Origin of the sequence: Ralstonia mannitolilytica, assembly GCF_905397375.1 — a bacterium.
Classification (GTDB): domain Bacteria; phylum Pseudomonadota; class Gammaproteobacteria; order Burkholderiales; family Burkholderiaceae; genus Ralstonia; species Ralstonia mannitolilytica.
Genome location: NZ_CAJPVG010000007.1, coordinates 62,638 through 75,760, shown reverse-complemented (window position 1 = coordinate 75,760; position 13,123 = coordinate 62,638). Strand labels below are relative to the sequence as shown.

Sequence of the window (13,123 nt, the reverse complement as noted above, 5' to 3'; positions counted from 1 at the left end):
AGTCTTTCACGTAAAAGGGAGTCATCATGCAAGCATTTCTCGCCAACATCCAAGGTCTGACCGCCATCGGTATCGGCATCATCATCGGCCTGGGTGCCATCGGCGCCTGCCTCGGCATCGCACTGATGGGTGGCAAGTACATCGAAGCCTGCGCACGTCAGCCTGAGCTGATGAACCCGCTGCAAACCAAGATGTTCCTGCTGGCTGGCCTGATCGACGCGGCATTCCTGATCGGCGTTGGCGTGGCCATGCTGTTCGCGTTCGCCAACCCGCTGCTGTCGGTCATCAAGTAATTCTTTTCGGTCTGCATGATGCCGGAGGCGGCCTGGGATGGCGCAACGCGCAGCCCTCGCCGCTTCGTGCATTGATCCGTAGTCACAATACCGAAAGGAACACACCATGAACCTGAACGCCACACTCGTCGCGCAGATGGTCGTGTTCTTCATCCTGTGGTGGGTTGTCGCCAAATTCATTTGGCCGCCCCTGGTGAAGGCGCTCGACGAACGCGCGAAGAAAATTGCCGATGGCCTGGCCGCTGCCGATAAGGGCAAGGCCGAGCTGGAGCTGGCCAACAAGCGGGTCGAGCAGGCACTGGCCGAAGCGCGCAATGAAGGCGCGCAGCGCATCGCGGACGCCGAAAAGCGTGCGCAGATGGCCGCTGAAGAGATCAAGCAGAACGCTCAAGCCGAAGCCGCGCGCATCATCGCGCAAGCCAAGGCGGAAGCCGAGCAGCAGACCGTGCGCGCGCGTGAATCGCTGCGTGACCAGGTCGCTGTGCTGGCCGTCAAGGGCGCCGAGCAGATCCTCAAGCGTGAAGTCAATGCGCAGGTCCACGCCGATCTGCTCAATCAACTCAAGGCTGAGCTGTAATCATGGCAGAACTCGCAACCGTTGCCCGTCCGTACGCAGAGGCGCTGTTCCGCGTGGCGAAGGCCGGCAATCTGGGTGCATGGTCTGAGCTCGTGTCGGAAATGGGGCAAGTCGCTTCCGTGCCCGACATGAAGGCAGTCGCCGATGATCCGAAGCTCTCCAAAGCCGATGTGGCGGGGATCTTCCTGTCGGCGCTGAAATCTCCGGTATCGCATGAGGCGAAGGAACTCGTTGGTCTGCTGGTCGCCAACAAGCGTCTGTCGCTGCTGCCGGAAATTGCCGCGCAATTCCATGTGCTGCGGAATGCCAGCGAAGGCGCCGCCGACGTCGAGATCACCAGTGCGTTCCCGCTCGAGGGTGCGCCCCTGACCGAACTGGTCGCCACGCTCGAACGCAAGTTCGGCAAGAAGCTGCAGGCACACGTGAAGGTCGATCCATCGTTGATCGGCGGCGTGCGCGTGCAGGTGGGCGACGAAGTGCTCGACACCTCGGTGCGCGCGCGCCTGGCGCAGATGCAGTCTGCGCTGACCGCCGCGTAATGCTGATCCGCGTGGCGCCGATGAGATCGCCCGCGGACAGATTGAAGAATTAGGAGCATTCGATGCAACTGAACCCCTCCGAGATCAGCGACATCATCAAGACCCGTATCGAGGGCTTGAAGGCTGGCGCTGACGCAAAGAACACCGGCACGGTCATCTCCGTGACGGACGGTATCTGCCGCATTCATGGCCTGTCGGGCGTGATGCAAGGCGAAATGCTGGAATTCCCGGGCAACACGTTCGGCCTCGCGCTGAACCTCGAGCGCGACTCCGTCGGCGCCGTGATCCTGGGTGAGTACGAGCACATTTCCGAAGGCGACGAAGTCAAGTGCACGGGCCGCATTCTGGAAGTGCCGGTCGGCCGTGAACTGCTCGGCCGCGTGGTGAACGCGCTGGGTCAGCCGATCGACGGCAAGGGCCCGATCAACGCCAAGCAGACCGACGTGATCGAGAAGGTCGCGCCGGGCGTGATCGCACGTCAGTCGGTGAGCCAGCCGGTGCAGACCGGCCTGAAGTCGATCGACTCGATGGTGCCGATCGGCCGTGGCCAGCGTGAGCTGATCATTGGCGACCGCCAGACCGGCAAGACGGCTGTTGCAGTCGACGCCATCATCAACCAGAAGGGCAAGGGCATCTTCTGCGTGTACGTGGCAATCGGCCAGAAGGCTTCGACGATCGCCAACGTGGTGCGCAAGCTTGAAGAGCACGGCGCGCTGGAATACACGATCGTGGTCGCGGCTGCGGCTTCGGACTCCGCTGCGATGCAGTACCTGTCGGCCTACGCCGGCTGCACGATGGGCGAGTACTTCCGCGACCGCGGTGAAGACGCCCTGATCGTCTACGACGATCTGACCAAGCAGGCTTGGGCGTATCGCCAGATTTCGCTGCTGCTGCGCCGCCCGCCCGGCCGTGAAGCCTACCCGGGTGACGTGTTTTACCTGCACTCGCGTCTGCTTGAGCGTGCCGCCCGTGTGAACGCCGAGCACATCGAAAAGATCACCAACGGTGAAGTCAAGGGCAAGACCGGTTCGCTGACCGCGCTGCCCGTGATCGAAACGCAGGCCGGCGACGTGTCCGCGTTCGTTCCGACCAACGTGATCTCGATTACCGACGGCCAGATCTTCCTGGAAACCGATCTGTTCAACGCCGGCATCCGCCCCGCAATCAACGCCGGTATCTCGGTGTCGCGTGTGGGTGGCGCCGCCCAGACGAAGGTCATCAAGAAGCTGTCCGGCGGTATCCGTACCGACCTGGCCCAGTACCGTGAACTGGCTGCGTTCGCGCAGTTCGCTTCCGACCTGGACGATGCGACCCGCAAGCAGCTTGAGCGTGGCCGCCGCGTGACCGAACTGCTCAAGCAGCCGCAATACCAGCCGCTGCAGGTGTGGCAGCTGGCCGCGTCGCTGTACGCCGCCAACAACGGCTTCCTCGACAACGTGGACGTGAAGGACATCCTGGCTTTCGAAAAGGGCCTGCACGACCATCTGAAGACGAAGTACGCCGACCTCATCAACCGTATCGAAGACACGAAGGATCTGTCGAAGGACGATGAGGCCGCGCTGCGTGCCGCGATCGAGGATTTCAAGAAGTCCGCCGCGTTCTAACCGCGTCCCGGAACTGGCTGCGCGTAGCCTGCGCAGCCAGCTTTGAACGGAGAGGAAGCAATGGCCGGAACAAAAGAGATCCGCACCAAGATCAAGAGCGTGCAAAACACGCGCAAGATCACCAAGGCGATGGAGATGGTCGCCGCATCCAAGATGCGCAAGGCGCAGGAGCGGATGCGTGCTGCCCGCCCGTACGCCGAGAAGATTCGCAACGTGGCCGCGCACATGGCACAGGCCAATCCGGAGTACCAGCACCCGTTCATGGTCACGCGCGACGTCAAGCGCGCCGGCCTGATCGTGGTGACGACGGACAAGGGCCTGTGCGGTGGCTTGAACACCAACGTGCTGCGTGCCGTCACCAACCAGCTGCGTGATCTGCAGAACAAGGGCGTTGAGACGCAGGCGACCGCCATCGGCACCAAGGGCATGCAATTCCTGGGCCGTGTCGGCGCGAAGGTCGTGTCGAACGTCGTGCACCTGGGCGATACGCCGCATCTGGAAAAGCTGATCGGTGCGATCAAGGTCCAGCTCGATGCATTCGCCGCCGGCGAGATCGACGCCGTGTACCTCGCGTACACCCGCTTCATCAACACGATGAAGCAGGAGCCGGTGGTCGAGCAGCTGCTGCCCCTGACGGCCGACAAGCTGTCGCAGAGCGACGCCGAGAAGCAGGCCTACTCGTGGGATTACATCTACGAGCCGGATGCCCAGACGGTCGTCGACGAGCTGCTCATCCGCTACGTCGAGGCGCTGGTGTACCAGGCGGTGGCCGAGAACATGGCGTCCGAGCAATCGGCCCGGATGGTGGCGATGAAGGCGGCGTCGGACAACGCCAAGAACGTCATCGGCGAGCTGCAGCTGGTCTACAACAAGACCCGTCAGGCCGCGATCACGAAGGAACTGTCCGAGATCGTCGGCGGCGCGGCGGCGGTCTAATGCCCACGGCAAAAAATTGAGTTATTGGAGATACACATGAGTATCGAAAGCGGAAGTATCGTGCAGTGCATCGGGCCCGTGGTGGACATTCAGTTCCCGCGCGACAAGATGCCGAAGATCTACGACGCGCTCGTGCTGGAAGACAGCGACGAGAAGTCGTTTGCCGAGAAGGGCCTGACCTTCGAAGTGGAACAACAGCTGGGCGACGGCGTGGTGCGTACCATCGCCATGGGTTCGTCCGACGGCCTGCGCCGCGGCATGCGCGTGGTCAACACCGGCGCACCGATCTCGGTGCCGGTCGGTCACGGCACGCTGGGCCGCATCATGGACGTGCTGGGTCGCCCGATCGACGAAGCCGGCCCGATCGCATCGGACGAGCGCCGCTCGATCCACCAGAAGGCCCCGAAGTTCGACGAACTGTCGCCGTCGGTGGACCTGCTGGAAACCGGCATCAAGGTGATCGACCTGGTCTGCCCGTTCGCCAAGGGCGGTAAGGTGGGTCTGTTCGGTGGCGCCGGCGTCGGCAAGACCGTGAACATGATGGAGCTGATCAACAACATCGCCAAGCAGCACTCGGGCTTGTCGGTGTTTGCTGGCGTGGGCGAGCGTACCCGTGAGGGCAACGACTTCTACCACGAGATGAAGGACTCCAACGTGCTCGACAAGGTCGCCATGGTGTTCGGCCAGATGAACGAGCCGCCGGGCAACCGTCTGCGCGTGGCGCTGACCGGCCTGACGATGGCCGAGCGCTTCCGCGACGAAGGCCGTGACATCCTGTTCTTCGTCGACAACATCTACCGCTACACGCTGGCCGGTACGGAAGTGTCGGCACTGCTGGGCCGTATGCCTTCCGCCGTGGGCTACCAGCCGACGCTGGCTGAAGAAATGGGCAAGCTGCAGGAACGTATCACGTCGACCAAGACCGGCTCGATCACGTCGATCCAGGCCGTGTATGTGCCTGCCGATGACTTGACCGACCCGTCGCCGGCAACGACCTTCCTGCACCTGGACTCGACCGTCGTGCTGTCGCGTGACATCGCCGCGCTGGGTATCTACCCCGCAGTCGATCCGCTCGACTCGACCTCGCGCCAGCTCGACCCGCAAGTGGTCGGCCAGGAGCACTATGACGTCGCACGCCGCGTGCAGCAGACGCTGCAGCGCTACAAGGAACTGCGCGACATCATCGCGATTCTGGGCATGGACGAACTGTCGCCGGAAGACAAGCTCGCCGTGAACCGCGCGCGTAAGATCCAGCGTTTCCTGTCGCAGCCGTTCCACGTGGCTGAAGTGTTCACGGGTTCGCCGGGCAAGTACGTGCCGCTGAAGGAAACCATCCGCGGCTTCAAGATGCTGGTGGACGGCGAGTGCGATCACCTGCCGGAACAGGCGTTCTACATGGTCGGCTCGATCGACGAAGCCTTCGAAAAGGCCAAGAAGCTCCAGTAAGCGCGAGGTCTGGCCTTGTGCACGCGCCAAGGCCAGTACTGGCTTCCTGACATCTGTTTAGGAAGCGGCTTTTCTGAGCAAAGGAATCGAGATGGCAACCATTCATGTAGACGTCGTCAGCGCCGAGCAGGAGATCTTCTCGGGCAATGCCAAGTTCGTGGCACTGCCCGGGGAAGCCGGCGAGCTGGGCATTCTGCCGGGCCACACGCCGCTGATCACGCGCATCAAGCCGGGCGCCGTGCGCATCGAGAAGGACGACGGCGGCGAAGAGTTCGTGTTCGTTGCCGGTGGCATTCTCGAAGTGCAGCCGAAGAAGGTGACCGTGCTGGCCGACACCGCAATCCGCGGCCACGACCTGGACGAAGCCAAGGCGAACGAAGCGAAGCGCGCGGCCGAAGAGGCGTTGCAGAATCAGAGCAGCGATCTGGACCTCGCGCGTGCACAAAGCGAACTTGCCGTGGCCGCTGCGCAGCTGGCAGCGATCGCGCGCCTGCGCCGCAAGCGCTAAGGCAGTGTCGAGCCGGCCGTCTTCGGCCGGTCCGGATGAAGAAAGCAGCCCGGTTGGGCTGCTTTTTTTTTGCGCGCCGCGGGCTCAGCGGTGTTCGGTCTCGCGGTGCCCCTCGCCGTGGTTGCCTTGCGGATGCGGCTGGGCGTTGTGATGCGCCTCCTGCGGCGGTTGCGGCGGGCGAAACTCGGGCGTGCGCGGCTGCGGCTGCGGTGCGCGGATTTCGGCTGCTTGCGGGGGCGGCGCGCGATGGGGCGCTTCGGCGTGGACTTCCGGTGCGCGCTGCTGGTCCGGCGCGTGGAACGTGCGGCTCTGTGGCGGCGCAACGTGGGGGCGTTCGTGCATCTGCGCGGTTGCGTTGCCGTTCAAGCGCTCCGGCGGCGGGTTTCCGAGCCGCGCGTGCGGTGTCGGGGCCGTGACGTGCGCGGCCGGCGGGCGTGATTCGGACGTGTGATGCGCGTCTTCCGGAACGGTGGGCCCCTCATGCCGTGGCGGACGTGTCGTCTTGCCCGCCGGGGCGGCCATCTGCGGCGCGGCGGTGCCGGGCGCCGGACCCGGCCGGCCGGTCGGGCTTGCGGACATGAAGCCCTGCGGACCCGGCTCGGCGCGCGCATCGCGCGGACCGTTCTGTGGATGCGGCGCATTGGCGTTCGGCGCATCGAGCAGACCCATGCGCGCGGGCGCATGTTCCTGCGGCGCACGGCCTGGTTCGCCGTCGGGGCGGGCCGGTGCGGCGGGCGCGGCATGCGTGAGGCGCAGGCCCGCTGCCTGCGCGACAAGGGGGGCGGGCGGCATCTTCGCGTTGGGCTGGCCATGCAGGCGCGTGGCGCGCACGTCGGTATTGCCGCCCGTCCACGCGGGGCCGGCACCGGGCAACGTACCGCCTTGCGAGCGGAAGCGCTCGGCCAGCGCGTCATGCCCACCCGCGGGCGTATTGGGCGCGCGCACGGCGATCGCCTGCTTCGCGAACACCTGTGCCGGCGGTTGCGCCCGGGGGCCCGCATTGGCCGCTGCTCCCACCAGGCTCGCGCGTACGGGCGCCAGCGCGGGGGCCGAGACGAACTGGGCATGTGCCAGCTGTGCACGCATCTGCTCGGGGCGCAGGTTCGCCATCGCGCCGTTGACGGGCTGCCCGTTGACGAACGTCTTGGCGGGCACGGCGGTCAGCGCAGCGGGGTTGTTGGCGTTGACGTAACTGACGCGGTTCACGTTGGTGATGCGCGTCACGTTGTTGTGGATGATCGTCTTGTTGACGGTGATGTTGTTGACCACCACCGTGCGGTTGATATTCGTCACATAGGTCGGGCTGGCCGCGTAGACCGGGCGATAGGCCTCGCCCGGGGCGAGCGGGAACCACGCCACACCCGGGGATCCGAGCGAGATGTGGATGCCCCAGCTCACGCCACCACCGCCCCCGCCGCCGACAAAGCCGACGAGCGCCGGCGCATACACCGGCCGCGGCACCACAGGCCCCGGCACCCAGCACCATGTGGTACCGACGTAGGCCCAGCGGCCATAGTGGAACGGGGCAAAACCCCAGGGCGCATCGTCGACCCATGTCCAGCCCCACGGCGCGATCCATGCCCAGTGTCCGGTGCGGTACGGCGCCCAGCCGGCCGGCACCGCGCGCGGCACCCATACGGCACCGTAGCCGGCTTCTTCACGCCACGTGCCATAGTCGTCGAGGGCTTCGTAGCCGGTCATTTCGCGGCCAACGTAGCGCGCCGAGACCGACGCGTCCTCGCGGGCATCGCGCGATTCGGCCCATCGGTCGAAGGCATCGCGGCCAGGGTTGTCGGTGCCGCCGGCCTGCGCGAGGTCGGTGCCGTCAAACCGGATCTGCTGACCGGCCGACAGTGGCAGCGAACGGTCGTCGCCATAGGCTGTGCCCTGTCCTCGCCAGACGGTGACGGTGGTGCTGGAGCCATCGGGCGCGACATCGAGGCGGTACTCGCCCGGCGCTTGCGGCGTAAAGGCGAGGTTGGGCGTATCGATCTCGACGGTCTGGTCGGGCGGCAACGCGCGTACGCGCACCGACAGCGCGCCCTGCGTCAGCTTGACCTGGGTGTTGTGGTCGTCCAGGTCGACGAGCGTGGCGCCGGTGTTCTGTCCGAGCCGCAGCGCCGTGGAACCCACGTGGAGCTCGCTGCGGCTGCCTTGGTCGGACCACAGCCGGTCGCCGCTGGTAAACGGACGGTTGAGCGTCGCCCCGGCCCAGTCGTCGGAGCCGGCCGGTGCGAAGCTCACCGCGCCGGAGAAGTCCGACAGCCGCGCGACGCGCGCAGCCGGATCCGCCGCCATGGCGGCCTGCGCGCCGCACACCAGCAGCACTGCGGCCACGCCAACGGCGCGCAGCACCTGCGGCAGCCGCGTGCCGGCGTATGAGGAACGACGCAAAACCTTGGACATGATGAGCCCTCGCTTCCAGTGGGCGGCCGCGGCCGCGTGTACGTCTTCATTTAACGCGGCGGGCGGGCAAGGGCCGACTTGCCTTTGTAAGCGCGTGTATCGCCCACGTGCACGGCATGAAGGTCGGCGAGGGAAGGGGGCAGGCCCGCGAATTGCACAGGCAAAAAAAAAGCGCGCGGGCCGGGGAGCACCGCGCGGACGGGAAATCCTTTCGAGGGGTCAATTCGAAAGGGAGGGGTAACCTTGCACCGTGGTGTGCGTCGTGCACTTGTGTGCGCCACGGTGCGCCGGCGGGGCACAACCGTTGGACACAAACCGCCGGGGTGCGAACGCATTGTGTGCGACGAACCCGCCAGGGGACGTAACAAAGTGTGTCGGATTGCAATCGAATGCAAGCGCTGCAAAAGTGGCGGGATGTGACGTATGGTGCGCTCGAGCACAACGCTGACGGAACGCCGACAGCACCTGCCCAGTCCCACCGTTTTGCCGTATCGCGCGCCGGGCTTGAAGAACCGCCGGCCCGCAGCACGCGAGCGGTCGGTCGTGCCGGCTCATCGGAGGGGAAGCATGCAAGAAGAAAGTGCGCGCCAACGGGCGCGCAAGCGCGAGGCAGCGGGCGTTTTTGTTACCTTGATGGCGGCACTCGGCGCCACCGGCGCGGCACATGCCGGCGCGGATAAGGTGCCGACGCCGCCTGGGGCGACGCCCAGTGCGCCCTCCGCCGCCCCATCCGTTGCTTCTGCGCCAATCGCCCCTCTTGCAAAATCGACAGAGCAGCGCGAGCGCTACGTCGGCACGTTCTGGCAGGGCATGGTCGAGAAGGGCGCCGACAGCTCCGCGTGGAACATCTGGCTCAGCGTCTACGACCGGTCAGGCGGCGGACAGGACAAAGACAAGGAGGCCGCCGCCGACACGCTCACCGGCGAAGCGTACGACGACCGTCCGGACGGCCGCGCGCTGTGGACGATCGAGGGCCGCAATGCACCCGAGCGCCGCTTCGTGTGGCGCGAGCGCGCCGAGGGGCTGGACGCGTCCGGCCAGTCCGTCGTGCGCGAGGGCGGCATGCTGTCGGGCGCGCTGTCGGCCGACGGCACCACCGCCACGGGCAACTGGAGCGACGGCGGCCGCAGTCGGCCCTTTGCACTCAAGCGCGTCGCGCAGTATCTCGAAGCGACGACGACGTCCGGTCAGGCGAAGCTCACGGAGCGCTACCCGGTCACCGGCGACGCGGCGGTCGATGCGCTCGTACAATCGCTGCGCCTGCGCCGCTGCGACCAGTACGACACCGAGTGCGTTGTCCGCATCAGCGTCGTCGGCGTGGGTGACACCGTGAGCCTGCTGCGCATGGTGTGGGCCTACAGCGGCGGGGCGCACGGCAACTACGGCTTCTCGGCCGGCAACTGGCGGCGTGGTCCGGAAGGCTTCCAGCCCGTTGTGCTGGCCGACGTGCTGAACCCGACGCCCGCCTGCCTGCAAGCCTTCAACACGCAGATTGTCGAGTCCCTCAAGCGCGAAGGCGCACCCGAGGCGCCACGCGGCGCGCTCAAGGAGAAGGACCTGCGCAACGCCACGTTTCCGTTTACGCTGCAAGGCGAGCGCATCGTCGTGCATTACGGGCCATACGAAGTGGGGCCGTACGCGCGGGGTGCGTTCCGCGCCGTCGTGCGGCTTCCCGACCTTGGGGCCGCATGCAGGCGGCCGACCACCTGACTGCATTGCCGACCATGTCCACCCAACCTTCCTACGCAGACGAACAGGCCACCATGCGCCGGCTGCTGTCCGGCAAGACCATCGCGGTGGTCGGACTGTCCCCGCGCCCCACGCGGCCGAGCTACGACGTGGCGCGCTATCTGCAGCAGGCCGGCTATCGCATCGTGCCGGTCAATCCGCAGCATGCGGGCGAGGATGTCCTCGGTGAGCCGTGCCATGCCACGCTGACGGAAGCCGCGACCACGCTGGCCGCGGCGGGACAACGCATCGACCTGGTCGACATCTTCCGTCGCGCGGAACAAGTCTTGCCGGTGGTGCAGGAGGCGGTGGCACTGGGCGTGGGCGGCATCTGGGTGCAGCTGGGCATCGTCAACGACGAGGCCATCGCCGTGGCGCGCGCCGCGGGCATTCCGGCCGTGCAGGACCGCTGTACCAAGATCGAGCACTGGCGGCTCGGCATCGGGCAGCGCGGCTGACGGCGCGCCGCCTTCCACGAAGTGGTCAGTCTTTCCATCGGCAGATCCAGGCGCAGGGCGCGCGCGTGCCGACGCTGGGCGCGTCATTCCGCTTGCCGGCGTATCGCGGCAGGGGAGGCGGTCGCGCTACACTTCGGCGGTTATTGAAACCGACTCATGCCATGGCCGTCGATCCGCAGATCCTGCAGTTCTACCAACGCGTTGCCGAACGATTCGGCGCCTTGCCGGCACCGGAAGATGCCGCCGCGCGCCGCGCGCAATTCGAAGCGATTGCGCAGCTGTCGGATCGGCCCCTGCCCGACGGTGTGGAGGTGTCCGACCTGAGCCTGCCGCTTGCGGGCCGCACGCTCGATGCCGTCGTGTTCCGCCCCAGGCGCGTGGCGCGGCCGCGCCTGCTGGTGTGGTTCCACGGTGGCGGCTGGGTGGTCGGGTCGGCGCGTACGACGCATCGCATGCTGGCAGCGCTGCTTGCGCAGGACACCGGCTGTGCAGTCGTCAGCGTCGATTACCGCCTGGCGCCGGAGCACCCGTTTCCCGCCCCCGCAGACGACGCGCGCGATGCGTTGGCGTATCTGGCCGAACAGCGCTTGCGGCTTGGCTTCGATCCGGGCTTCCTGGCCGTGGGTGGCGACAGCGCGGGCGGGCATCTTGCCGCGCAGGCTGCGGAGGCCGTGCATGTCATGGTCCGCCCGGGCCTCGTGAACGCGCAGTTTCTCGTCTACCCGGTCACCACGCCCGCTTTCGGCAGCGAGAGCTACAACGCGTTCGCACAAGGCCCCGGCCTCACGCGCGACGAAATGCGCTGGTACTGGACGCAGTTCATCGGTGCACAGCAGCTGGCCAAGCCACTCGCCGAGCAGGATGCGCGCATCTTCCCCATGGCGCAGCCGCCGCAGCACACGCCACCCGACACGGTCGTCATCGTGGCCGCGCACGATGTGCTGCGTGATGACGGCCTGCAGTACGCCGACCACCTCGTGCAGCACGGCGCGCAAGTCATCACCATTGAAGCCTCCGGCATGACGCACGGCTTTGCGCGCATCCAGCCCGAGGCCGAACGGGCGCGCGAATGGATGCGCCGCGCGGCGCATGCCTTTGTCGGGATGATCAGCGAGGAATGAGCGCGCGCTAGCCCGGCGTGCGGCGCGGCCGGAACGCCGCCATCACGCGGCGCGTGACGAACAACGAGAGGTAGTCGTGCACCCGCGCATCGGCGGCCAATGTGCGCAATGTCTCCATGTACTGCACGCGGACAAGGTCGGCCGGCGCGCCGGTGTCCTGCGCGATCTTGTCGATCTGCTCATCCTGGTCTGCAATGGCGGTACCCATGTCTGCTTCCCGTGCTGGCTGGCCTGTGCGGCGAATGACCACTATAGGAAACGCGCCGGAACAATCCAGCCCTGTTGCAAAGCTTTCAGTGCGCCGCCTGACTCGCGTCAAGATGGTGCGGCGGCGTCACGCCGACACTGCCTCGGCAGCCTATTTGCTCCAGTTTGCCGGCATGCTCTGCAGGCCGATGGGAGTGCCCGATGCGTCCGTCACCCGCGACAGCTCACGATAGGCGCTCGCCTGCACCCGCTCGGGCAACGGTACGAACTTCGCGCGCGCGGCCAGCTCGTCCCCGTGGAAGTAACCCCACGTCAGAAACTTCAAGGCCGCCAGCGTGCGTGTGCCTGAGCGGCTCACCGCCGGCACGATGATGAACGTGCCCATGGTGATCGGCCACGTTTCCGCGCCGGGCAGATTGACCAGCGGCGCGGTGAAATCGCCCTTGCGGTTCCACGCGCTTTGCAGCACGGCCTCACGGAAGCCGCTGACCTGCGCGCTCACGAAGCGTCCCGCCGCATTGCGCAGCTGCACGCCGTTCAGGTCGTTGTCGACGACGTAGTTGTAGTCGACATACCCGATCGCTCCCGGCGTCGCCTGCACGGCCTTGACCACGTCCGTGCTGCCCTTGGCGGCGGTGAAGCCTGCCGGCCAGCTCACCGTCGACCTGGCGCCGTACGTGGCCTTCCACTCGGGGCTGACCGCGCTCAGGTAATCGGTGAAGTGGTATGTGGTGCCGGAGCCATCGGCGCGCACGACGGGGTGGATTTTCAGCTTGGGCAGCGTCATGCCTGGATTCAGCGCACGCAGCTCCGGGGCATCCCATGTCTCGACCTTGCCGAGGAAGATCTGGGCGAGCAGCTCGCCCGTCAGCTTCAACTGGCCGCGCGGCACACCGGGCACGTTCACAAAGGGAACCGCGCCCGTGACCACCGACGGCACGCAGACCAGGCCGGCCTTGGATGCCTCCGCCGCGGAAAGCGGCACGTCTGACGCGCCGAAGTCGACGTCGCCGGCGCGAATGCGCTTCAAGCCTTCGCCGGAACCCACCGCGTCATAGCTGAGCGTGACGCCGGACGCCGCCGCATACCCCGTCGACCACACGCGATAGACCGGTGCGGCGGCCGTCGACCCTGCACCGCGCACCTGCGCGCCCGCGACCACCGGCAAGCCCGCGGCTGCAACAGCCAGGGCGAAAACAATGTGCTTGAACATGGAAAGCGCCGCAACCGGCGGAGGAGAGCAAAGCTCGCGATTGTAGCGACGCATTGATGACAGGACGGCATGCGAAGCCGTTCGCGT

The 13,123-nt window shown here is 66.5% G+C and carries 13 protein-coding genes; 10 read left to right on the top strand and 3 right to left on the bottom strand.

The genetic code is table 11. The features are described 5' to 3' along the window. Nucleotides 1-26: 26 nt before the first annotated feature. From atpE to KHN96_RS14355, 7 genes are all read left to right on the top strand, one after another. Entirely contained in the window at nucleotides 27-293 is a 267-nt protein-coding gene (gene atpE / locus KHN96_RS14385) for a F0F1 ATP synthase subunit C (protein ID WP_003262709.1), read from the top strand. 106 nt (nucleotides 294-399) lie between these two features. Further along, nucleotides 400-870 (top strand): F0F1 ATP synthase subunit B, encoded by a 471-nt coding sequence (locus KHN96_RS14380; protein ID WP_045785282.1) that lies wholly within the window; start codon nucleotides 400-402, stop codon nucleotides 868-870. Nucleotides 871-872: 2 nt separating this feature from the next. Continuing rightward, complete coding sequence (locus KHN96_RS14375; protein ID WP_045785281.1) at nucleotides 873-1,409, top strand: F0F1 ATP synthase subunit delta; 537 nt, start codon at nucleotides 873-875, stop codon at nucleotides 1,407-1,409. A 62-nt stretch (nucleotides 1,410-1,471) separates the two neighbouring features. Next, nucleotides 1,472-3,013, top strand: a complete 1,542-nt coding sequence (gene atpA / locus KHN96_RS14370) for a F0F1 ATP synthase subunit alpha (RefSeq protein ID WP_045785280.1) — start codon at nucleotides 1,472-1,474, stop codon at nucleotides 3,011-3,013. A 60-nt stretch (nucleotides 3,014-3,073) separates the two neighbouring features. Next, nucleotides 3,074-3,949 carry a F0F1 ATP synthase subunit gamma gene (gene atpG, locus KHN96_RS14365; protein WP_045785279.1) on the top strand — a complete coding sequence of 292 codons (876 nt, stop codon included), beginning with the start codon at nucleotides 3,074-3,076 and terminating at the stop codon, nucleotides 3,947-3,949. Between the two features lie 42 nt (nucleotides 3,950-3,991). Beyond that, nucleotides 3,992-5,395: a F0F1 ATP synthase subunit beta gene (gene atpD, locus KHN96_RS14360; RefSeq protein ID WP_096745665.1), complete on the top strand. Its 1,404-nt coding sequence runs from the start codon at nucleotides 3,992-3,994 to the stop codon at nucleotides 5,393-5,395. Nucleotides 5,396-5,486: 91 nt separating this feature from the next. Continuing rightward, nucleotides 5,487-5,903: a F0F1 ATP synthase subunit epsilon gene (locus KHN96_RS14355; protein WP_045785277.1), complete on the top strand. Its 417-nt coding sequence runs from the start codon at nucleotides 5,487-5,489 to the stop codon at nucleotides 5,901-5,903. 84 nt (nucleotides 5,904-5,987) lie between these two features. Here KHN96_RS14355 and KHN96_RS14350 read toward each other — a convergent pair whose 3' ends face one another. Next, nucleotides 5,988-8,309 (bottom strand): DUF6600 domain-containing protein, encoded by a 2,322-nt coding sequence (locus KHN96_RS14350; RefSeq protein WP_045785276.1) that lies wholly within the window; start codon nucleotides 8,307-8,309, stop codon nucleotides 5,988-5,990. Nucleotides 8,310-8,876: 567 nt separating this feature from the next. On the opposite strand from KHN96_RS14350, the gene KHN96_RS14345 reads away from it, so the two are divergent. From KHN96_RS14345 to KHN96_RS14335, 3 genes are all read left to right on the top strand, one after another. Continuing rightward, complete coding sequence (locus KHN96_RS14345; protein WP_045785275.1) at nucleotides 8,877-10,019, top strand: RsiV family protein; 1,143 nt, start codon at nucleotides 8,877-8,879, stop codon at nucleotides 10,017-10,019. A 14-nt stretch (nucleotides 10,020-10,033) separates the two neighbouring features. After that, on the top strand, nucleotides 10,034-10,495 hold the full coding sequence (locus KHN96_RS14340) for a CoA-binding protein (protein WP_045787705.1): 462 nt from the start codon (nucleotides 10,034-10,036) through the stop codon (nucleotides 10,493-10,495). A gap of 161 nt (nucleotides 10,496-10,656) precedes the next feature. Further along, on the top strand, nucleotides 10,657-11,616 hold the full coding sequence (locus KHN96_RS14335) for an alpha/beta hydrolase (protein ID WP_045785274.1): 960 nt from the start codon (nucleotides 10,657-10,659) through the stop codon (nucleotides 11,614-11,616). 7 nt (nucleotides 11,617-11,623) lie between these two features. Here KHN96_RS14335 and KHN96_RS14330 read toward each other — a convergent pair whose 3' ends face one another. Together KHN96_RS14330 and pstS are read right to left on the bottom strand one after the other, a co-directional pair. Then, nucleotides 11,624-11,824 carry a DUF3562 domain-containing protein gene (locus KHN96_RS14330; protein ID WP_045785273.1) on the bottom strand — a complete coding sequence of 67 codons (201 nt, stop codon included), beginning with the start codon at nucleotides 11,822-11,824 and terminating at the stop codon, nucleotides 11,624-11,626. A 150-nt stretch (nucleotides 11,825-11,974) separates the two neighbouring features. Beyond that, complete coding sequence (gene pstS, locus KHN96_RS14325; protein ID WP_045785272.1) at nucleotides 11,975-13,036, bottom strand: phosphate ABC transporter substrate-binding protein PstS; 1,062 nt, start codon at nucleotides 13,034-13,036, stop codon at nucleotides 11,975-11,977. Nucleotides 13,037-13,123 lie beyond the last annotated feature (87 nt).